The organism is Pirellulaceae bacterium (assembly GCA_029243025.1).
GTDB lineage: Bacteria > Planctomycetota > Planctomycetia > Pirellulales > Pirellulaceae.
The window spans coordinates 83,487-104,335 of the sequence record JAQWSU010000022.1; the positions used below are offsets into that span (position 1 = coordinate 83,487).

Here is a 20,849-nt window from a genome sequence, read left to right on the forward strand (position 1 = left end):
AGGCCAGGATATGATTCGAGTAGCCACGCCCGATGACGCTGTTGAAATCCGCCGAATCTATGCGCCTGCGGTCAACCAGGGGGTGACATCCTTCGAGACCGTTGTGCCGGAGGTGGCCGAGCTGCGTGAGCGTGTGGGTGCTACTTTGCAGCATTATCCGTGGCTTGTGGATCAGGGAGATGAGGGGCTTCGCGGATTTGCTTATGCGACTTCCCACCGGGCCCGTGCGGCCTACCGTTGGTCGGTCGAGGTTTCGGTTTACGTGGATGCCGGCCGCTTACGGCAAGGTTGTGGTCGTCAGTTGTACGAACAGCTGTTCACGGTTTTGATCTCGCAGGGATTCTGCTCCGCCTATGCAAGCATCGCGGTGCCCAATACGGTGAGCCAAGCGTTTCATGATTCGCTCGGTTTTAAGCGAATTGGCGTTTTTCCTCGCGTTGGCTTCAAGCACGGTGTGTGGCGCGACGTCGGTTGGTGGTACATGCAGCTCCTGGAAGATGATCTCGCGACCGATCCGCCAGCTCCCATTCCGTTCGCTAGCTGGCGGTCAGCAGAGAGCAGCGACCCTAGCTAGCGATCGCGGGAGAGACGGAGAAGGGATGTCCTCAGAGAAGACGATGGCGATAGTCATTCGGCTCGTCGAGTTTAGCGAGTCAAGTTATGTGGCGACTGTCTTTACCGAAGGTTTCGGGAAAATCACGGCGTTAGCCAAGGGGGCTCGTCGCACGAAAAGCTCCTTCGAGAACGCTCTTGACCTCCTGGCTGTTTCTCGCGTAGTGTTCATCCGCAAGTCTTCCACTGCGATGGACCTGCTCACGGAAGCTCGTTTGGAACGTCCGTTTCGAGCGGCGTCCCGCGATTTGACTCGTCTTTACGCGGGCTATTACGTGGCGGAAATTCTGCAAGCGATGACGGATGATCGCGATCCTCATCCGGAGTTGTTTCGTCGAGCTAATCAGACATTACTGGCGTTGAGTGGAAACGATGATGTTGGAGTACTCGTATTAGGTTTCGAGTTGGCAACCCTGAGAGAATTGGGGCATTTGCCGGCTTTTTCAAGTTGCGTTGAATGCGGGACGGAAGTAGAGCTTAAACGAAACCGTGTATCGTTTGGCCAGCTTGCTGGTGGTGTCCTTTGCGGCCGCTGCAAGGTGGGCAAGCGCCAAGTTGTGAGCGTTAGTAGCCAAGCGATGCAGGCCTTGGTTCAATTGGCTGATCCAGATCGAACCAGTGAATCAATAAATTTGGAAACTAAGGTGCGTGGAGAGCTGCGTGGACTGTTGAACAGTTATTTCAGTCACTTGCTTGGGCGTCGTCCACGCATGCACGGTTTTCTAACTCGACTGCGTTGAACGAATAAGAGATTCGTCTTTCGGTAAAGGGTTGACAAGGATGTCGCGAATGAATTGGAAATACAGCGGAGAGTTGTTCGACCGCAAGCATGTGCGTTGCTGCTGTTGCCTAGCTTTACTAACGTCTTTTGTTTCATTGCTCACCACCTCGGCCGGTGGGCAGGACGATATCGGATTCTTACGTTATGTAGATCCGACGCGTGCCATCGACTCGGCCAAGGCTGCCAGCGGTTTTGGTCCCGATCGCGATCTTGCTAAGTCAACGTTTGACGAAGCTGAGGCGATTTTTCTCGAGGCGACCAAGCTGGAGGGCAAGCAACGCAAGAAACGCTTTATGGCGGCCGCCGGCAAGTACGAGAAGGCTGCGAAGCGTTGGCCGACTTCAGTGATTGAAGAAGACTCGATGTTCATGGCGTCCGAGAGTTATTTCTTTGCGGACTATTATCCAAAAGCGTCCGAGTCTTACGCCATGCTCGTCAAGAAATACCAAAACAGTCGTCATCTGGATACGGTTGACAAACGACGGTTTGCGCTCGCCCAATATTGGGTAGAGCATCACGAAATCAACCCCGATTTTCCAATGACTCCTAATCTGCTCGCCAAGGATCGGCCGCTTTTCGATAAATTTGGCCATGGGGTTCGCGTGCTCGATAAGATACGCTTTGATGATCCAACCGGGCGTCTGGCGGATGATGCGACGATGGCTGCAGCGGTTGCCTTCTACAAGCAAAAGAAATTTATGCGTGCCGACGAACTATTTACCGATCTCCGTCGTGCCTTTCCCAACAGTGAGCATCAATTTCAAGCTCACCTTTTGGGAGTGAAGTGCAAAATTGAAATCTACCAAGGAGCTCAATATGCCTTGACTCCCATGGATGAAGCTGAGGAGCTTGTGAAGCAAATTCATCGACAGTTCCCTCAAGAGTCCGTCGAGCACAAAGAATTTCTTGCCGAGGCCTGGAAGAAAATCCGTCTCAATAAGGCGATGGATGACTGGGAAATGGCGAAGTACTACGACAAACGAAAGGCTTATGGGGCAGCTCGTCAATACTACGAACGCGTTCGTCGGGATTATGGTGACACGAGCCTTGCCAAGGAAGCCACCGATCGCATCGCTGTGATTGCCGAAAAGGATCCTACGCCAAGTCAACCCTTGCCTTGGTTGGCAAAGATGTTTCCGACACCTGAACGAAAGAAACCGCTTGTGGCCAGTGGGCCTCTGGAAAAGTTGCGGCGATAGCTGCATTCGTTTGAGGTATGCGACGCTTCCTCCTTCAACAGGTCAAGGATGTCTCACCGACGCGTTTATTCATTGCTACTGATCCTGGCTTGGCTTGGCGGGGCCGGTTGCGCGGGCTATCGCGTCGGATACAAGACCCTCTATCGGCCAGATGTGGCGACCGTTCATGTCCCAATCTTTGAGTCCGACACTTTTCGACGTGATATGGGAGAACGGCTAACTGAAGCCGTTGTGAAACAAATCAACGTGAAGACTCCCTATCGAGTCGTGACTGCTGATCGTGCCGACAGCGTTCTCAAAGGTCGTATTCTTTCGGAATCGAAGAACACCATTGCGGAAAACGAATATGATATTCCACGTATCTATGAAGTCGATCTGATTGTCGACGTCAAATGGTACGGGCCGCAAGGTGAGTTGTTGAGTGATGCTATGACCATCCCGGTCGAAGATTTCTTTCTGCGAATCGTTCAGGAGCAGACGATGATTCCCGAGTCGGGGCAATCGGTGGCAACGACGTTTCAAGCAGCAATCGATCAGATGGCGGAGCAGATTGTGGAACAGATGGAAGCAACTCCGTGGTAAACTGCCGGCATGACCGACCTCCCGCCGAATTCCCCACTGCCATTTGCTGATGCTTCGCTTGAGCTCCGTTTTCCGCAGCGAGCTCGAACGTGGCAGTTGCGAGACCAGACTTTGGCGTTTGAACGAAGTCCTCGCCTGATGGGCATCGTCAATGTGACGCCTGACAGTTTTTCTGATGGTGGTCTCTATCAGGCCCTGTCCGCTGCCGTGGATCAAGCACTCAAGTTGGCGGATGAGGGAGCCGACATTCTGGACATCGGCGGTGAAAGTACCCGACCCTACGCTGAGGTCGTCGATACGGCCGAGGAGATTCGTCGCGTGATCCCCGTCATTGAGCGAATTTGCAAACAAGCTCGTGTTCCGGTCTCAATTGACACTTCCAAAGCAGAAGTAGCAGCCCGAGCGCTCGATGCTGGAGCTCAGATTATTAACGACGTCACCGGTCTTGAGGGTGACTCGGAGATGCTCCCGCTTGCGGTCAATTCACAAGTTGGCGTCTGTGCGATGCACATGCAGGGTCGGCCCCAAACGATGCAGGACTCTCCTCAGTATGGGAATGTGGTGGAGGACATCGAAGCGTATCTCAAGCAGCGACGTGACCACTTGCAAGCTGCGGGGCTGGAGCCGCGACGCATCTGTCTCGATCCGGGAATTGGGTTTGGCAAATCTCATCAACACAATTTGACGTTGATGGCTCAATGCGGAACTTTTCATCGGTTGGGCTGCCCGGTACTCGTCGGCCACTCTCGGAAGGGATTTTTGGGGAAACTGCTGGAAGATAAGGAGGCTGATCGTACCTTCGCGACTGTCGGGGCTGCTCTCGCCCTCGCTCGCCAGGGAATTCAAGTGATTCGGGTCCATGATGTTCGGCCGGCGAAAGAGGCATTGCTGCTGTTTGAGGCAACGGGGGGAGTCGATGGTTGTGAACGGCAGTTGGATCAGTGCTAGTCGCTACGGTCGCCGCCAATTCATTTCTGCGTTATGCTTTTAACTCGTGTGCCGCTGAGAGTTGCTGAGTTCAGCAAGCTCAGGTTGTCAGTCAGATGTCGGATTTTCCCGCAAGAGCGTCTTCATGTCGATTCAAGTCACCTGCCCCAGCTGTCATGCTCGCTTTAACGTTAGCGACAAATTTGCTGGTCAAACCGGACCCTGTCCGAAGTGCAAAAAGCCGATTCGTGTTCCCGAAAAGGAAGAAGAAGTCGTCGTTCACGCGCCGGACGAGTTTGGACCCAAAGATGGATCGGGGCGTGCGGTTTTAAAGCCCGTCGAACGGAGTGAATCACAGATTACTCCCGTCATGATCGCCCTGATTGCCGCTTTTTGCCTGGTCGTGTTGATTGTTGCTTTTCTGCTGGGGCGAAGTGACGGAGGGGTCTCGATCTTTGTGCTTGGGATCGGTGCCGTTCTGTTGGGACCACCTGTTGCATTTGCCGGCTACGGCCTGTTGCGAGATCACGAACTGGAACCACATCGTGGCGTCTCATTGATGATTCGCTGTTTGGTTTGCGGGCTGATCTATGCTGCCCTTTGGGGAGTGTTCTTTTATTTTAAAGGTTCGCTCTTGGAAGGAGAGGTTGAGCTTTTCCATCTGATGTTCATTGCTCCACCGATGATTGCCGCTGGCGCGGTTGCCGGTTTAGCCTGTTTGGAGCTGGATTTCATTTCAGGAGCGCTGCACTACGGACTTTATTTATTGGTGACCATCCTGTTGCGGCTCTTGATGGGTTTGCCTCCGCTATAACCCTGTTAGAAGCGGACGTCCGATTTGGCGTTGCCGCGTGGGAAGGATTCGATGGCTAACGCGATTTGCCAGATTCCGGAAATCCAGGCACTGGATGCGCCTCGACAACGAATCCGAATTCCACCCGAAATTGATGTGCCCCTCACGCCACGCGTGCGTGCCATCGTTGATACGCCGGCCTTTCATCGCCTAGCTCATGTGACTCAGCTAGGTTTGGTATCACAGGTGTACCCAGCTGCCCATCATCGCCGATTTGAACATTCACTAGGTGTCTATCGTCTGGCTCTCTTGTTCTTGCGTCAGCTGTCAGGAGATCATCGATTCCGAGCCTTGATCGAACCGAAGGATGCCGAAGCGCTAATCGCAGCTGCCTTGTTGCATGATGTGGGCCACTGGCCCTTTTGTCATTTGATTGAAGATTTGGGTTTGGAGGGGATACCAAGGCACGAAGTCTTTGCGAGACAATTGCTTCACAGCGGTCAAATCAATCAAGTACTGGAAGAACAGTGGGGGTTTGGCGGGGATCTCGTGGCGGATATCCTCGACGGTGCTTGTGTTGGTCCGAAGGATCAAGTGCTTCGAAGTATTCTTTCTGGGCCCATCGATGTTGACAAAATGGACTATCTGATGAGAGATAGTCTCCATGCTGGCGTACCGTACGGGCGGAATTTTGACCAAGCTCGCTTGATCGGTAGTCTGTGCCTTAACGAAGCCGGAAACGGATTGGCGGTTTCCGGAAAAGGGCGGACGGCTGCCGAGATGATGGTCTTTGCGAGATATGTGATGTTTAGCGAAGTCTACTGGCATCATACCGTAAGGGCGGCGACTGCCATGCTCCAGCGAGCTTTTTTTGTGCTGAGGTCGAAGCTGGATTTGACGCGTTTGTTCCTGATGAACGAGCTGCCCTTTATCGAGGAAATGAAAAGAGTTGCTGCCGCAGGGCCGGCAAGTGAATTGCTGGCAGGATTGTTTGGGGCCTCGCGGCAGCTTTACAAACGTATGCTCGAATGCAGCTTCAATGAGCAGCCTGAGTTGTACTCCCGCTTAGCTCGGCAAGACTACGCGCACCTCGTTGCATTCGGCACCGAAGTCGCCGCGCGACTTGCTGCTGAACTCAACATAGAGGTTTTGCCGGAGCATGTCCTGATCGACGCGCCTCCGGCGAAGCTGGAGGTGCAATTTGCTGTCGACATTCACGACGCAAAACGCGATGAGTTTCGACCTTTGGGTGACGTCTCACCCGTCGTGCGGACGCTCGCCGAAAAACAATTTGACGACTATGTTAAACGAGTGCGAGTCTTTGTGCATCCACGCGTGATGGAAAAAATTCAGCGGTCCTCACCGCCCCTTTCGTGGGAACAGATCATGCGTATTTGAGTGATTACCACTTACATGAGATCTGGCGTGGCGGCGACTTGCATCCTTAGATTGTAGAGCACCGCATTTCTTAGCTCGCGACGCGTGCTGCGAGAGTATTCGAGATCGAGCCAGCAGACCGTTCCAGTTGCGTCGATCAAGTAGGTGCGAGGTAAGATGTGTTCCGCAACCTGCTGGAAGCCGATGGCTTCTTCGTCCAGGAATTGAGCCGCGTCGCAGTGGGTGTTTTGCATGAAACTCTTGACGTCATTAGCGGTGTCACCGACGTTGATCGCAATAACGTTGACCCCTGCATTCTGAAACGGTGTCAACAGCTCACTGTTGATGCGAGACACCTGCTCGATGCTCATCGGATGTTGCAGGTTCCAAAAGATGGCCACTGTGAGCCGATTTCCAAATTCCTTCTCTAACGATCCGAGCTGTCCCTCGATTGTCGTAAGATCAAGTGACGGAAATAAGTCGCCGACTCTGATCTTGCAGCTCGTAGCATGCTCTGTGCTCAATGAAACAATGGGCTCGGAAACGATGGCGTTCGCATCCTCTTCGGAGAGTCCTTCAAGCGGTGTTGGATTGGAAATCGTGACCGGTACTTCTGTTTCCGAACGCGTATCGTCAGCAGGGGAGGGGGGCTCGCTCGGACCGAATGAGGAAGCACTGGGTGTGCCCGTGGACGATGGTTGTTGACCGCAGCCTGGCGACAAAATAACGACGGCCAACCAACAGATCATTCCACCGCTCAACTGCAGCTTCGACATGAATGGAACTCCTTAATCCTTTGTTTTCCGAGCAAGCATCTGCCGGTGATTGTGAATACCGAAAGTCTGATCCGTTAGGATCGAATCCGCGAGTCCTGTTTGCTATTTTTCCTGACCTTGGCCGGCGCGAATACCCAACTCGCGTAATTGCTTGAGATCGACGGAACTCGGCGCGCCGGTCATTAAATCGGTGGCTCGCTGAGTTTTGGGGAAGGCGATGCAGTCACGAATGCTCTCGAGGCCGGCAAAAAGCATCACAAACCGATCGATGCCGAGGGCAATGCCGCCATGCGGGGGGGCTCCCATCTGTAGTGCGTCAAGCAAAAAGCCGAATCTCTCTTGGGCCGTTTCTGCATCCATACCTAGCAGATCAAACACTTTCGATTGAACATCGTTGTCGTGAATCCGGATCGTTCCTCCTCCAGCTTCCGCTCCATTAATCACGAGATCATATGCGACGGCACGTGCTTTGGCTGGATCGCTGTCAAGCAGTGAGATGTCTTGCGGGCGAGGAGCGGTAAATGGATGGTGCATCGCGACCCAACGTTCTTCTTCGCTGTCAAAATCGAACATGGGAAATTCGACGACCCAGGAAAAGTTCATCGCATTCGGGTCATAGAGCTTGAGATCAGCCGCTAAGCGGCGGCGGAGCCCATTTAGCACGCGGCAGGTAACATTCCATTGGTCGGCGCTGATCAAGAGGAAATCGCCTGGTTCCGCTTCCAGTCGTATTTTGAATTGGGCAAGCAGTTCGTCACTGAAATTCTTCGCAATCGGCGATGTGAGTTTGCCGTCCGCATCGACCTTAAACCAGGCGAGTCCTTTAGCGCCAAAATCTTGCACGACGTAATCCGTCAGCTGGTCAATATCTTTTCGAGAGTAATTGGCAGCCGCGCCTTTGGCGTTGATGCCTCGAACTCGACCACCACTCTCAGCAACACCGCGGAAAACACGGAATTCGGCTTGAGCTGCCAAGTCGGTGCAGTCGATCAATTCCATGCCATATCGCAAATCAGGCGCGTCGTGGCCGAAACGTTCCATCGCTTCGTCATAAGTCATGCGTGGCAGCGGCAGCGTGACGTCGAGATCAAGCAACTGTTTAGCGAGCCGCGCAACCAGTCCGTCGATCATCTGGATCACATCTTCCATCTCGACGAAGGACATTTCCATATCTAATTGGGTGAATTCCGGTTGGCGATCAGCACGTAGATCTTCATCGCGGAAGCAACGAGCTACCTGGACATAACGGTCGTACCCGGACATCATCAGGATTTGTTTGTAGAGCTGGGGTGACTGCGGCAGCGCGAAAAACGAGCCCGTGTGCACTCGGCTCGGCACGAGGTAGTCTCGTGCACCCTCGGGCGTGCTCCGACCAAGTATTGGTGTTTCGACGTCGACGAAGTTGTGTTCTTCGAAGTAGTCACGCATCGTCTTAATGATTCGGCTACGTGTTACTAGCGTCTGTTGCATTGCTGGACGTCGCAGGTCCAAGTAGCGGTGTTTCAGCCGCAAGTCCTCACCGGGCAGATCCTGTTGAGTTGGTACGAAGGGAGCATTCAGGCACTTGTTCAGAACCTCAAGCGCCGTGCTCCGCAGCTCGATGTCGCCCGTTTCAAGTTTGGGATTCTTGGTGCCTTCCGGTCTTGCCGTAATGACTCCGGTGACCTGAATGACATCCTCGGACCTCAATGATCGGCTTTGTTCGAGGAGCGCGTCGCCGCTTTCTGGACCGAACACGATCTGCGTTTTTCCATAGCGGTCTCGCAGATCAATGAAGATGGTTCCACCGTGGTCACGGTAGCTATCTACCCAACCGCAAAGCGTGGCCTGATTAGATTCATCAGCGAGGCGTAAGTCGCCGCAGGTGTGAGTGCGTAACAACGGTGGGTCCTTTACACGGTTAGGTCGTGGCCAAGCGACTTGGCGTCATTGGGCCGCCGATTCATCAGTTTGTTAGGAGGAAAGGCGGAACACGGCTGACGGAGCAGCCGCACTGTCGGTCTGGGGCGATTGTCGGTCGGTCTGGGCGATTGTCGGGGTTCTGGTTGAAACCCGGTATTCTAATGGCTTTTCGCTCGATCGACACGGGCTGTCCGCAAAATCGGCCGAACTTTGCCCCTTCGTTGGGTTGTTGATCTGGCCCGCAGAGCGGGCGGTCGACCCACGGGAGTCCAACCCGTCGGGTGCGAAAACTCCGCGCCACCCCGTAGATCTTGATTCGGCTTGCCAGGAAGGTCCGCGACAAGATGGGCTCAGATTTCCAGAGAGTCAAGTCTTGACGAATACGTCAACTTTACGAATCAGTACCGTCCGCAACAATTGTCTCAGCCATCTCGAGCGGGCTCTGTGTTTTCGATTGAGCAAGCCAGCGACATTCGTCCAGGCTGCGAAACCAAGTGATTTGACGTTTGGCAAACTGTCTTGTGCGGCTTTTGGTGCGATGGATCGTGAAGTCGAGTTCTATTTCTCCTGCAAGGAACGAAATCACTTCGGCGTAGCCGACGGCTTGTTGGGCAGTACGTCCTAATTGCTGGTTTTGGGACTCCAATTGTTGGACTTCCTCAACCAGACCGGCGGCAAACATGCGATCTACTCGGTCGTTAATTCGATGATGGAGTTCGGGGCGAGGCCAGTTGAGCACGAAGACGCGGCACTCCTCCGCCGAGCGGGCCTGGTCAAACTGTAATTGCAGGTGGCTGATCGGTTGGCCGGTGGCTTTGTGGACTTCCAGAGCTCTGACAATTCGTCGGACATCATTGGGGTGGAATTTGGCCGCCGAGAGCGGGTCCACTTGTTGCAGCCTGGTGTGCAAGGCAGCGATCCCAACTTGTTTGATCTCTTCCGCGACAGCCTGTCGGAATTCCTCATCAGCGGGAGGGCCCACAAACGTGCCACGGAGTAAGCTCTTCAGGTAGAGGGGAGTCCCACCGACAAACAAGACTTGTTTGCCTCGTGCTCGAATTTTCTGGATGCACAGCTGTGCCGCATCGACATAATCAGAAACGCTGTAAAGTTCATCCGGATCGACGATGTTGACTAGGTGGTGAGAAATCGCGTTGCGTTCGTCGACGGTCGGTTTTGCGGTGCCAATGTCCATCCCCCGATAGATGGCCATGGAGTCCATTGAGATGATTTCCGCATCGAGAATTTTTGCTAGTTCGATGCCAATACGGGTCTTTCCACTTGCGGTAGGTCCTGTCAGGAACCAGCAGCGGTTGATTTCAAGATTCGGATCCAGAGCAAGGTCATTCATTTGGCAATTGTCAGCTGATAGATATCGGTCTAGTATAGATGCCCTGGTTCGCTATTTTGTGCGGCGCGCGACCCTTGCCAACGCTTCGGCTCGGATGGCGGCGTGGCCCGGGAGTCGGGGGGAGCATTCGTGATGTTTTCGCCGTGGGTGCCGTAGTCTGTTGTTTTATTTGTGTAGCGTCCCGAACGCATCAGAGAAGAGTTATCAGGATATGGCTTCCTCGGCAGATATTCTAGAGCGGCTCATGATGATTATCGAGGATCGTCGTGACAATCCGCCTGAACGATCTTATACAACGGCTCTCTTTCAGGGGGGGACTGATAAGATTGGGCGGAAGATTAGCGAAGAAGCGGCGGAAGTGGTGGAGGCTGCGGGGAAGGTCGAAGAGGGGGATCACCAACACCTCGTCTACGAGTCAGCCGATTTAATTTACCATTTGTTCGTGATGCTCGGTTATCACAACGTATCGCTTTCAGAGGTCGCCCATGAATTGGCTCGTCGCTTCGGCACGTCCGGTCTTGACGAAAAAGAATCGCGGTCGCCAAATACAGAGAGTTAACGATGAGCAATCTACGTATTGGAATCCCAAGTAAAGGGCGATTGAGTGATCTGGCATCCGAACTGTTGCGGCAGGGCGGGTTGAGCTTCCGTCGCCAGGACCGCAGCCTGTTTGCCCGCGTCCGTGAGGTGCCGGTTGACATCACGTTCTTGCGCACCGATGACATTCCCGTGCTCTGTGCCGAAGGCGCCATCGATATGGGGATCACCGGGAGCGATATCGTGACGGAGCACGGAGCGGATGTGACGACCTGTTTGAAACTTGGCGTTGGCAAATGTCGCCTGGCCGTATGCGTCCCGGAGGATAGCTCAATCCAACAGGCGTCTGACCTGGATGGTTGTCGCATTGCCTCGACTTTTCCGCGGGCGACGGAACGTTTTTTGGCGGATCATCAGGCCAAGGCTCGCCTCGTGCGGTTGTCGGGGTCGGTGGAGATCATGATTGCCCTCGGAGTTGCCGACGCGATCGTTGATCTGGTGGAAACCGGCAGCACTTTGGCGGCGAATCGTTTGCGGGTGATGGACGAAATTGGGCAATACGAAACCGTCCTCATTCAGAGTCCTCACTGCGAACAACGGGAATTGGCCGACCGTGTGGTGCGTCGACTTGAAGGGGTGGTGATTGCTCGCAGTTACTCTTTACTCGAATATAACCTGCCACGAGATCGCTTGGAAAAGGCCGAATTGATTACTCCTGGGTTCAATTCACCCACAATCAATCCGTTGGAAGATGCGTCCTGGTGCGCCGTACGAGTGATGGTTCCGCAGAAGGACGTGATCGGAGTGATGGAACAGTTGGAAACGCTAGGTGCGTCGGCGATCCTCGAAACGAAAATCGGTAATTGCCGTCTCTAGTTCACGACCGCCTTGTCCCTGCGATTGCTCGCCAGTGGTTTAACGTCTTCCCGGGCGATTCGTCTGACTCGTCGCGGATCGCTCCGTGGCACTGACCAATTTCCGCTCTTGGGCCGCATCGAATACCTCGGAAGCGATTTCAGCGAATCGTGTTTTGACGTCGTCATCGACCTGATCGAGGCGCGTTGCCAGTCGCTGCATACCAGGTCCGTTGCTTTCTGACGTTCGTGAGATACGCTCGAGAAATTTTGTCGACTCCACAAAGTTGATGTCCGCCGATTTGCCGAGGAACGGATGCAGTGTTCTCGCAAAAACATCCACGCCGATATGATCGACTTGTAAGAATACGTCGAGCCGATTCGTGACCTGCCACTCCGCTTCCGCTGTTCGCGAGTACTTGCTTTTTAATAGCAGCACACAACGACCTGTCAGCGGACGTCGAAATAGCGGACCATCGTAGTGGCCCTCGCAGTAGATTACGTGCGTGTCCTTGTCGCCATAGATCAAATCAACCTTGGTGACCGTGCCAACTCCGTCAGCTGCGTCCATGGTGAATGGGCTCACCCGTTTGCAACTGACTTTCGTGATCCCCATTAACTGCCAGATGTTGACGATCACTTCTGGGTGCCGAACAAGGAACTGATACATATCCGGTTCGCACCGGACCACATTAGTTGGCATGCGGCGAAACATGCTTGGTTTTGATACGACACGCGTGATCCGCTCACGTGCCTTTGGAGTGAGGCGTTCATACGGAAAACTTTTGATCGCATTATCTCGAGCCGAACGACTCGTGGTTGCTTTGCTAATCGTGGCCGCGCTAAACGCAGGCGTGCATGGGCACGATGTCACTAGCAATGCGATGACGACGATGCGAGACGCGCCTGTCGGCTGCCTACGCTGCACCGTTCGTGCAGAGGGTTCCCACTGCCCCATAACGCCCCCCCAAAGAGCTGCCTAACCAGTAGCGGATGATGGCAAGGTTTGCCGGTCCTACTGGTAATTCGGCTGGAGGGAGGGGCGGGGGACAGTTAATTTTTCACGACGTCAGGTAGTGGCATCGCTTGCGAGCGGCAAAACGACTCCTCCCATCGAATCTCAAGCGATCGTTTTAGCGGCGGTGGCGGTCCAAAACAATAATTCGTTGAGCTGTAAGTCGAGCTTGTTCCTGCGGGGAATTGGTTTCAATTGCTCCCACGATTCCGACTCGCTTGCGAAGATAGCGGCGCAGGTTGAGGCCGCTTCTCGGGGTCACAAAATACAGGATCGCACCGTCATCGTCCGTCAGCGCGAAGCTTGGGAGGTCTTGGCGATTTGTGAAAACCGGAATGAGCCAGCCTTCGCCTTGGTAAATCGTCGGTTGTGAGTCGACTGGCTTGGGACGGGTCGATCGGATGGACCAGGGAATGATATCCTTGAGCGCTGCTGATTTTTCCAAGAGTTTGTTGGACGGCTTATCCATCGGTTCTTGAAAGCTGACCTTGGATGTCTCTTTGACCGTTTGTTCCTGGCCGCGAGTTCTGGGTACGGCTTGGGAGGGGAGGGGGCGGTCTGCTAAAGCCCGATGCCTGCGCTGCAAGCGATCGAACTCCGCGACTCGGTTCAGCAGTTGTTGAGCACTTCTTCGCAGCCGATTGTCTGCCGAATTCGAGCTGATTTCTCTGATTTTGCGCCGGATGGGCTCCAGATCCCAACTTCCGACGGGCATTGCAACCGTTTGCGATAAATAGGCGTTGAGAATTTGCAGCTGACGTTGTGGTTGTGGGGTGATCGGGCGGGTGGGGCTGGATGACGTCGGCGTCGAGGTTACTGCTGGTTTTTTTTCTGGGGAGGGGCCAGGGATCGGAACTGTTTCCATCGATCCTTGTGAAAGCTTTTCCAAGTGGACCCCTTCGTTCCGATCGTCGATGTCGCTCTTATCAAAGGTGGCTCGTACGACTCCACTACCGGTCGCCTTGTCCGGGGTGTTCTCACCGCCAGCAAGCCGATCCAAATAGCGGCGATGGATCCAACGAAATTCACCCGAGGGCGGTTCGATGCGGTAGGCAAGCAACGATTTTCCCGGTAATCGTTCGGCAGATCCCAGGGATTGGATGATTTCGTTTTTGCGGAGCGAAACATATTCGACGTTGCTAAGTTGGGTGAGATTTGATCCGACACGTGTCTTGCTACCACTCCGATTGACCTGGAGTAGGTTTTTTTCGCCAGACGCTTTCACATCTTGGGCGAGGACCCAACTGAAACTGCCCGCGGGCGGGCGAATCGCGAACCAATTGTTTTTGACTTGGCGGTAGACTTCCACCACCTCATCCTTCTCAAGGAGATCGGTCGCGTAGTAATTGTTACCCGGACCACTCCGTACCGTGGCTTCCTGGGTTTTGATGGTGGCGCTGTAGGGAAACGATTCGGCCGAAACCGATACCGATCCCAGAAGTATGGCGAGCAGCCCGCAGGCATGCGTGCGAATCATGGTAAGATTCCTAACGGTCCCAAGAGTAGCATTTGCCGAGACCTCGTCTGGCGAGCGGTATGTAATCGAAAGCCCCCCACAACTCAACAGCAATTGAATCGATCAGAGGATTGGGGGCCTGTGACGGGTACGATCTTGATTGCCGATTTGCGCTGTAGTGACGTAAGAACAAGGTGTCGACTACTGTCGCAGCAATGAAAGCAAGTCGTGATTTCCCGCGATTTGACTCACCTCTCTCATGCGGCAGTGACGAATCATTAGCTTTTGGTTTGTACGCGGTCCGCTGCGAATAATAAGAGGGAGGCATGCAGTTGCAAGTTGAGCGATCGATTGGGATTTGATTCCTGCGATCAATCCTCGGTTGCTATCGCTCATCAGCTTCGTGCTAGCGCTTGCATCACAGTTAGTTGCGAAGGTGCTGAAGTCGTTTCTAGCAGTTCTGCCGCAGCATGAAGTTTCAACCTTTTCGATTACATCGATCTGAACGGTCGAAAGAAACAACGTTTGACGGAATCACGTTTACATCCTAACGCAGGTGGCGTAGTCCCAAGGATTTGTCCGATAGGACGGTTAACGCCCAGCCCTGATGATGGAGCAACGTGCGTGGCCAAGATGGCCAAACCGGCAGTGTGTCAGGAGGAGATCCGAAGTGTCAGAAGATATCAATGTCCTTGCCCTCGTGAAGGGTGAAGAGCGATACATTTTTTTGTACAGCGATTCGAATCGCTCTCAAACCCTCCGACTTTTGGGCAGGTATGCTTCGAATCCTGACCTGAGTTTTAGTTGGTATGACGCGGCGATTCTCAGCCAGAAGATTCGTCGCCAAGCCCAAGAATCCGATCCGATGCAAAGTCGTATGAGCTATACGCAAATGACGGACTCGTCCGACAAGTTGGATCCCTGGAACGACGATAGCAATCTGTAGAGCGATCAGTTTGCGGCGGATTGCATGCGCACGTGTGACAGCACTGTGAAATTCCATCATGAAGCAATCCGCCCAACGTTTTTTGCGTTATCTCGTGGTCGAACGCAACGCTTCGGACTTGACTGTAAAAAGCTATCGAGAGGATTTGGCCGCCCTCACTGATTTTCTTGAGGCTGAGGATGGGACGGTACCCGCACCGCACGCGGTCACCACTTTCGATTTGCGAGATTATGTGTCGGCTCTTCACGAGGCTGGCTATGCAAAGTCGTCTATTTCCCGACGTCTTGCTTCGCTACGCAGTTTTTTTCGGTTTGCTCAGCGTAATGGGATGGTCGAACACAACCCGGCGAAGCCGTTGAGGAATCCGCGTCCCTCGCGCAGCTTGCCACATTTTCTCAGTACGGCCGATCTGAAGAAACTGCTTTCCGCGCCACCTGCGGGGGAAAATAGGGGGCTGCGAGATCGAGCGATGCTCGAGACGGTTTACTCGGCCGGTTTGCGGGTCAGCGAGCTTGTGGGGCTGAACGAGGGCGATTTGGATTTTGAGGAGGCATTGGTTCGAGTCCGAGGAAAAGGACGTCGTGAACGATTGTCGCCGCTCGGTTCCTTCGCCATTCGTGCCTTGCGTCGTTGGTTGGGCGTGAGAGAACTGGCAGTCGATGTGCCGAAAGGATTGGCTGCACCCGTGTTCGTCAATAAGTTCGGCCGACGAATCACGACGCGGAGTGTGGCCCGCATGCTCGAGAAATATCTGAAACTCACCGGGCTCGATCTGAGAACTTCGCCCCACACCCTACGGCACAGTTTTGCGACGCACTTGCTCAATCATGGCGCCGATATCCGTAGCGTTCAAGAACTACTGGGGCACAAGAGTCTCGGCACGACCCAGATTTATACGCACGTTAGTACGGCCGGATTACGCGCTGCCTACGACAAGGCTCACCCGCGCGCCATCGCCGCTAATTCGCCTGGAAAAAAACAACTTTCGGCAACTGCTCGCTAGTCTCGATTGGGCTGTGAGTTGTTCTAGGACTCGACAAGACCCTTCTTCACGGCCCACACGGCTGCTTGTGTTCGATCGCTCGCATTGATTTTGCGAAGAATGTTTTGAACGTGTTCCTTGACGGTTTCGACGCTGATGCTCAATGAACGTGCGATTTCTCGATTGCTCAGGCCGAGTGCTATGTGCCGTAAGACTTGGGTCTCGCGATTCGTTAAGGGCACGTCGTCGCCGACGCCTTCACGGCGACGCAACATCGATCGTCGGATTTTTTCCAGAATGGATTCATCTGCAGGGGGGGCACCTCCGGCAGCTCTTCGAATGCTGGAAACCAATTCGTCACGTGTCGAACTTTTTAAGACGTAGTCATTGGCTCCCAAGGCAACCGATCGAGCGACATAAGTCGGATTATCGTAAGTCGAAAGAATAATCACTCGCGTCTGGGGCGACTGCTCGCGGATTTGTTCCAACGCTTCCAAACCGTCTGTTCCACCCATTCGAATATCCATCAGAACGACGTCAGGTGAATGCTTGAGTGTTTGAGCGACCGCCTGGTTGCCGTCTTTAGCCTCACCAACCACTTGAATTTCAGTGTTTTTTAACAAGTTCAACAGGCCGGTTCTGACAACTGCATGGTCGTCGGCGATCACGATTGAAACGGACATTACGTCACCCTTATTCGATGAAACGGCATTTTCGCGCTGAACTAGACGGAATCGACCGGGAAAAACAACAGAAGATGGCTGATTGGGGCATGTGACAGCTCTGCCTGATTTTTAGCCGGCTCCCCAATGGTAGGGTGTTTGCTTCGCGAAGCAAGCCTGCACTCGAATTGGAAACAGGACGTTGCCATCAAATTGTTGCTCGAGCCATTTTTACGGCGTTTTTGACTGTCTCCCAGAAGTAACGTAGATAACTATCGACGACCGGACATTTTGCGCGCGTCATCTCCGGTTGGTTTTTTATCTTGTTGCCCCGGGATTCTTTGAGATTGCATTCATGAAAGACGCTTCGATTCTGCTGGTCGACGACGACCGCCACGTGCTCGACTCGATGTCAAGCTGGCTTCAAAGCCAAGGTTATCGGCTGGAAACGGCAGACAGCTTACGGTCCGCGGTTGAAAAATTACAGAGTAATCCGTTTGATTTGGTGTTGTCTGACATCCGTCTTAGTGATGGGGATGGATTCGGATTACTCCAGCATTGTTGCGAGCGCTATCCTGAGTTAACCGTCATTCTGATGACCGGATACGCGACGATGGAGACAGGCGTTGAGGCCTTACGGGCAGGCGCCTTCGATCTGTTGACAAAGCCGCTGATCGATCAGGAGCTAGAAATGTCGATCGATCGAGCTTTCTCGCAACGCGAAGTCCTGGCGGAAAATCAGCAACTAAAGGCTCAGCTTGACACTCGGTTCGGATTGGACAATATCGTCGGGCACGACCCTCGGATGCAGCGTGTTTTCGAGATGATCGAAAGCGTGGCTGAGACCCGTGCTACGGTTCTGATCACGGGAGAAAGCGGTACGGGCAAGTCGATGATTGCTCGAGCGATTCATCGCCGAAGTGATCGTCGCGAAAAATCCTTCGTCGAGGTTGCCTGTGGTGCCCTGCCTGAGACGCTTCTTGAAAGCGAATTGTTTGGCCACGTCGCGGGCTCGTTCACTGGCGCGACCGGGAATAAGATTGGAAAGTTCAAACAGGCGGATGCTGGAACAATTTTCTTAGATGAGATCGGGACAGCTTCGGCTAGTATGCAGGTCAAGTTGCTTCGTATCTTACAAGATCTGCAATTTGAGCCGGTGGGTGGTACCGAAACGGTCACGGTGGATACACGCGTGATTCTTGCCACGAACGAAGATTTGGCCGAAGCCGTTTCCGATGCTCGCTTTCGCCAGGATCTCTACTACCGAATTAATGTGATCAATATTGAGCTGCCTTCACTGAGGCAGCGACCATCCGACATTCCATATTTGGCCCAGTATTTTCTCCGTCAAGTTTGTGAAGATGTTGGCAAGGAAGTGGATGGCTTCTCTGGAGAGGCAATGGAGTTGCTCCAGTCTTACGCCTGGCCGGGAAATGTGCGTGAATTGCAAAATGTGATCGAGCGAGGTGTGTTACTGGGGCGGGGTGGAGTCATCGGAGTTGAGGATTTGGCTTCACACATTCGCACGGCACCTATTTCCTCCATTCCGGCGGCGGTGGCAGGGCGGACCCTCAAGGAGGCTTTAGCCGGCCCGGAACGCCAGATTATCTTCGAAGTGCTTGAAGCCAACGGGTGGAACCGCAATGCGACGGCTGAATCACTCGGCATTAACCGCACAACTCTCTATAAAAAAATGAAGCGTTTAGGCCTAGAGGACGCTACCCCTCAGCGTCCGGCCATGATTTGACGGGGTCCTAATCGGACCCGATTCCCGTTTTCTGTGTGAGTGAACAATCGCGCCGGTGATTCCTGTCGCGTGATTTTCTGCAGCTTGGACAACACGCCCTGACTTCTGTCTCTTGGGACCGTTTGGCGTCCTTGACCCTTCGCGGCGGCGGGTCCTATAATCCGACCTTTCTCATCCACCGCGTCTTTGATTACTTGAGTCACGCGCTATGAAAGTACATGAATTTCAGGCCAAGCAAATCCTGCGCGACGCGGGCGTCGCGGTCCCTCGCGGGATTGTTGCTCGTACAGCCGAGGAGGCCTCAGCGGCTTTTCAGGAATTGGCCGGCCCAATCGCTGTTGTTAAGGCTCAAATCCATGCGGGCGGCCGCGGCAAAGGCAGGCTAAAAGAGCATCCCGAGCAACCCGGGGTTCAGTTGGTCAAATCAGCTGACGTAGCCCAAGAAGTGGCCGGCCGACTGCTCGGGAGTTGCCTTGAGACGATCCAAACGGGGCCAGAAGGCCAAGTCGTCCGACAGGTGTTGATTGAGGAAGGCTGCCAAATTGCTCGGGAGCTTTACCTGGGAATTGTGGTGGATCGAGCAAAATCATGCCCTGTGCTGATGGCGTCCAGCGAAGGCGGCGTCGAGATTGAAAAGGTTGCGGCGGAAACACCGGAACTGATTTTCAAGGAACATTTTGACCCAGCCCAGGGTTTGCAAGACTTTCAAGTGCGTAAACTGTGTCAGCAGTTGGGGATCCAATCTGGAAGCCTCAAGTCGGCGCTCAGCCTGATGAAAGGCCTATGTCGCGTCTTTGCCGAATCCGATTGCAGTCTGGCTGAAATTAATCCACTGGTGGTCACCGAGCAGGGTGAACTGATCGCCCTGGATGCGAAAATGACGTTCGACGATAACGCCATGTTTCGACATCGAGACATTTTGGAGTTCCGCGATGAAGCCGAGGAAGAACCGTCTGAATTACGAGCCGGTAATGCGGGGCTGAGCTATGTTGCTCTCGAGGGCAACATTGGCTGCCTGGTGAATGGAGCCGGATTGGCGATGAGTACCATGGATCTTATTAAGCTTCATGGTGGCGAGCCCGCAAATTTTCTGGATGTCGGAGGCGGGGCCAATGTGGACCAGGTGACCGAAGCCTTCCGCATCCTGTTGGATGATAAGAATGTCAAAGCGGTGTTGGTCAATATATTTGGCGGAATCATGCGTTGCACAACGATCGCTAATGCCTTGGTCGAAGCCTACAAAACCGTCGGCTTCAACGTGCCGCTTGTCGTTCGTCTTGAAGGTACCGAAGTCAAAGAAGGTCGTCAGATCATTGCCGATAGCGACGTTGACATCATTACCGCAGATGATTTGACCGATGCTGCGAAAAAGGTTGTGGCAGCGAGTCGCTAAACAACACTGCATCTCAACAGGGATATGATCTCAACAGGGATATGTCATGAGTATTCTGATTAACCGAGACACACGCGTCATCTGCCAGGGAATCACTGGTCGAGTTGGTGGATTTCATACCCGCGGCTGTCTCGAATACGGTACGCAAATGGTTGGTGGCGTCACGCCCGGTAAAGGCGGAGCGGAAGCCGAAGGCTTGCCCGTGTTTGACACGGTGGCCGAAGCCGTTGAGCAGACGGGGGCCAACGCGACCATGATCTTTGTGCCACCCCCATTTACCGCTGATGCCATCCTTGAGGCGGTGGATGCTGGGATTAAGGTGGTGATTGCCATCACCGAAGGGGTGCCCGTCTTGGATATGGTCCACGTCTATGAAGTCGTTCGCCGCACAGGAACCCATCTGATTGGGCCCAATTGCCCCGGCGTGATCACGCCGGAAGAATGCAAGATCGGGATCATGCCAGGATACATTCACAAAAAGGGCTCCGTTGGTGTGATGAGCCGCAGTGGTACGCTGACTTACGAGGCCGTCTGGCAGTTGAGCAATGTTGGTTTGGGCCAAACGACTTGTGTCGGATTAGGGGGAGACCCGATTGTTGGCACGTCCTTCATCGATCTCTTGAAAATGTACGAGGCCGATGATGAAACCGAGGCGATTCTCATGATCGGTGAGATTGGCGGGACCGCTGAGGAAGAAGCGGCTGCGCACGTCAAAGAGCATGTCACGAAACCGGTGGCTGCCTTTATTGCCGGACGAACGGCTCCACCCGGAAAACGTATGGGCCATGCCGGGGCCATTATTTCTGGTGGCAAAGGAACAGCCGTCGAAAAGGTCGCTGCCCTTCAGGATGCTGGCATCGAGGTTGCTGAGAGTCCGGCCGATATGGGGGAAGCGGTGAAGCGTTCCATTGCCGCTGCTCGTTAGCTGCAACGAGATTTCCTTCCCAATTTCATCTG

General features: G+C 53.8%; 20 protein-coding genes. 14 read left to right on the forward strand and 6 right to left on the reverse strand.

All coding sequences use genetic code 11. From position 1 onward, the window contains the following. Positions 1–10 precede the first annotated feature (10 nt). The 7 genes from P8N76_10275 (at position 11) to P8N76_10305 (ending at position 6,292) form a co-directional block, all read left to right on the forward strand. On the forward strand, positions 11–574 hold the full coding sequence (locus tag P8N76_10275; GenBank protein MDG2382047.1) for a GNAT family N-acetyltransferase: 564 nt from the start codon (positions 11–13) through the stop codon (positions 572–574). A 25-nt stretch (positions 575–599) separates the two neighbouring features. Continuing rightward, positions 600–1,352, forward strand: coding sequence for a DNA repair protein RecO (gene recO, locus P8N76_10280; GenBank protein MDG2382048.1), 753 nt, complete (start codon positions 600–602; stop codon positions 1,350–1,352). Positions 1,353–1,401: 49 nt separating this feature from the next. Further along, positions 1,402–2,592, forward strand: a complete 1,191-nt coding sequence (bamD, locus tag P8N76_10285; GenBank protein MDG2382049.1) for an outer membrane protein assembly factor BamD — start codon at positions 1,402–1,404, stop codon at positions 2,590–2,592. A 48-nt stretch (positions 2,593–2,640) separates the two neighbouring features. Further along, entirely contained in the window at positions 2,641–3,174 is a 534-nt protein-coding gene (locus tag P8N76_10290; protein MDG2382050.1) for an LptE family protein, read from the forward strand. 9 nt (positions 3,175–3,183) lie between these two features. Next, complete coding sequence (gene folP, locus P8N76_10295; GenBank protein MDG2382051.1) at positions 3,184–4,122, forward strand: dihydropteroate synthase; 939 nt, start codon at positions 3,184–3,186, stop codon at positions 4,120–4,122. A gap of 124 nt (positions 4,123–4,246) precedes the next feature. Beyond that, on the forward strand, positions 4,247–4,915 hold the full coding sequence (locus tag P8N76_10300; protein MDG2382052.1) for a hypothetical protein: 669 nt from the start codon (positions 4,247–4,249) through the stop codon (positions 4,913–4,915). A 51-nt stretch (positions 4,916–4,966) separates the two neighbouring features. Continuing rightward, positions 4,967–6,292, forward strand: coding sequence for an HD domain-containing protein (locus tag P8N76_10305; GenBank protein ID MDG2382053.1), 1,326 nt, complete (start codon positions 4,967–4,969; stop codon positions 6,290–6,292). A gap of 11 nt (positions 6,293–6,303) precedes the next feature. On the opposite strand, the gene P8N76_10310 is transcribed toward P8N76_10305, so the two are convergent. From P8N76_10310 to miaA, 3 genes are all read right to left on the reverse strand, one after another. Continuing rightward, complete coding sequence (locus P8N76_10310; protein ID MDG2382054.1) at positions 6,304–7,047, reverse strand: redoxin family protein; 744 nt, start codon at positions 7,045–7,047, stop codon at positions 6,304–6,306. Positions 7,048–7,149: 102 nt separating this feature from the next. Then, positions 7,150–8,928 carry an aspartate--tRNA ligase gene (gene aspS / locus P8N76_10315; protein ID MDG2382055.1) on the reverse strand — a complete coding sequence of 593 codons (1,779 nt, stop codon included), beginning with the start codon at positions 8,926–8,928 and terminating at the stop codon, positions 7,150–7,152. 412 nt (positions 8,929–9,340) lie between these two features. Continuing rightward, positions 9,341–10,300: a tRNA (adenosine(37)-N6)-dimethylallyltransferase MiaA gene (miaA, locus tag P8N76_10320; protein MDG2382056.1), complete on the reverse strand. Its 960-nt coding sequence runs from the start codon at positions 10,298–10,300 to the stop codon at positions 9,341–9,343. Between the two features lie 211 nt (positions 10,301–10,511). Here miaA and P8N76_10325 point away from each other — a divergent pair, with 211 nt between their 5' ends. Beyond that, complete coding sequence (locus tag P8N76_10325) at positions 10,512–10,859, forward strand: phosphoribosyl-ATP diphosphatase (GenBank protein MDG2382057.1); 348 nt, start codon at positions 10,512–10,514, stop codon at positions 10,857–10,859. 2 nt (positions 10,860–10,861) lie between these two features. Further along, positions 10,862–11,713 (forward strand): ATP phosphoribosyltransferase, encoded by an 852-nt coding sequence (hisG, locus tag P8N76_10330; GenBank protein ID MDG2382058.1) that lies wholly within the window; start codon positions 10,862–10,864, stop codon positions 11,711–11,713. A gap of 39 nt (positions 11,714–11,752) precedes the next feature. Here hisG and P8N76_10335 read toward each other — a convergent pair whose 3' ends face one another. Both P8N76_10335 and P8N76_10340 read right to left on the reverse strand, forming a co-directional pair. After that, positions 11,753–12,361, reverse strand: a complete 609-nt coding sequence (locus P8N76_10335) for a hypothetical protein (protein MDG2382059.1) — start codon at positions 12,359–12,361, stop codon at positions 11,753–11,755. A 463-nt stretch (positions 12,362–12,824) separates the two neighbouring features. Next, a complete protein-coding gene (locus P8N76_10340; GenBank protein ID MDG2382060.1) occupies positions 12,825–14,183 on the reverse strand; it encodes an SH3 domain-containing protein in 1,359 nt (452 codons plus the stop codon). 649 nt (positions 14,184–14,832) lie between these two features. Here P8N76_10340 and P8N76_10345 point away from each other — a divergent pair. Together P8N76_10345 and xerC are read left to right on the forward strand one after the other, a co-directional pair. Next, the gene (locus P8N76_10345; GenBank protein MDG2382061.1) at positions 14,833–15,108 is read left to right on the forward strand and encodes a hypothetical protein; all 276 of its coding nucleotides are present in this window, start codon (positions 14,833–14,835) and stop codon (positions 15,106–15,108) included. 58 nt (positions 15,109–15,166) lie between these two features. Continuing rightward, a complete protein-coding gene (gene xerC / locus P8N76_10350; protein MDG2382062.1) occupies positions 15,167–16,111 on the forward strand; it encodes a tyrosine recombinase XerC in 945 nt (314 codons plus the stop codon). 23 nt (positions 16,112–16,134) lie between these two features. On the opposite strand, the gene P8N76_10355 is transcribed toward xerC, so the two are convergent. After that, positions 16,135–16,773, reverse strand: a complete 639-nt coding sequence (locus P8N76_10355) for a response regulator transcription factor (protein MDG2382063.1) — start codon at positions 16,771–16,773, stop codon at positions 16,135–16,137. A 334-nt stretch (positions 16,774–17,107) separates the two neighbouring features. Between P8N76_10355 and P8N76_10360 the strand changes: the two genes are divergently transcribed. The 3 genes from P8N76_10360 (at position 17,108) to sucD (ending at position 20,817) form a co-directional block, all read left to right on the forward strand. Continuing rightward, positions 17,108–18,499: a sigma-54 dependent transcriptional regulator gene (locus P8N76_10360; GenBank protein MDG2382064.1), complete on the forward strand. Its 1,392-nt coding sequence runs from the start codon at positions 17,108–17,110 to the stop codon at positions 18,497–18,499. Between the two features lie 208 nt (positions 18,500–18,707). Beyond that, complete coding sequence (sucC, locus tag P8N76_10365; GenBank protein ID MDG2382065.1) at positions 18,708–19,892, forward strand: ADP-forming succinate--CoA ligase subunit beta; 1,185 nt, start codon at positions 18,708–18,710, stop codon at positions 19,890–19,892. Between the two features lie 46 nt (positions 19,893–19,938). Continuing rightward, entirely contained in the window at positions 19,939–20,817 is an 879-nt protein-coding gene (sucD, locus tag P8N76_10370) for a succinate--CoA ligase subunit alpha (protein ID MDG2382066.1), read from the forward strand. Positions 20,818–20,849 lie beyond the last annotated feature (32 nt).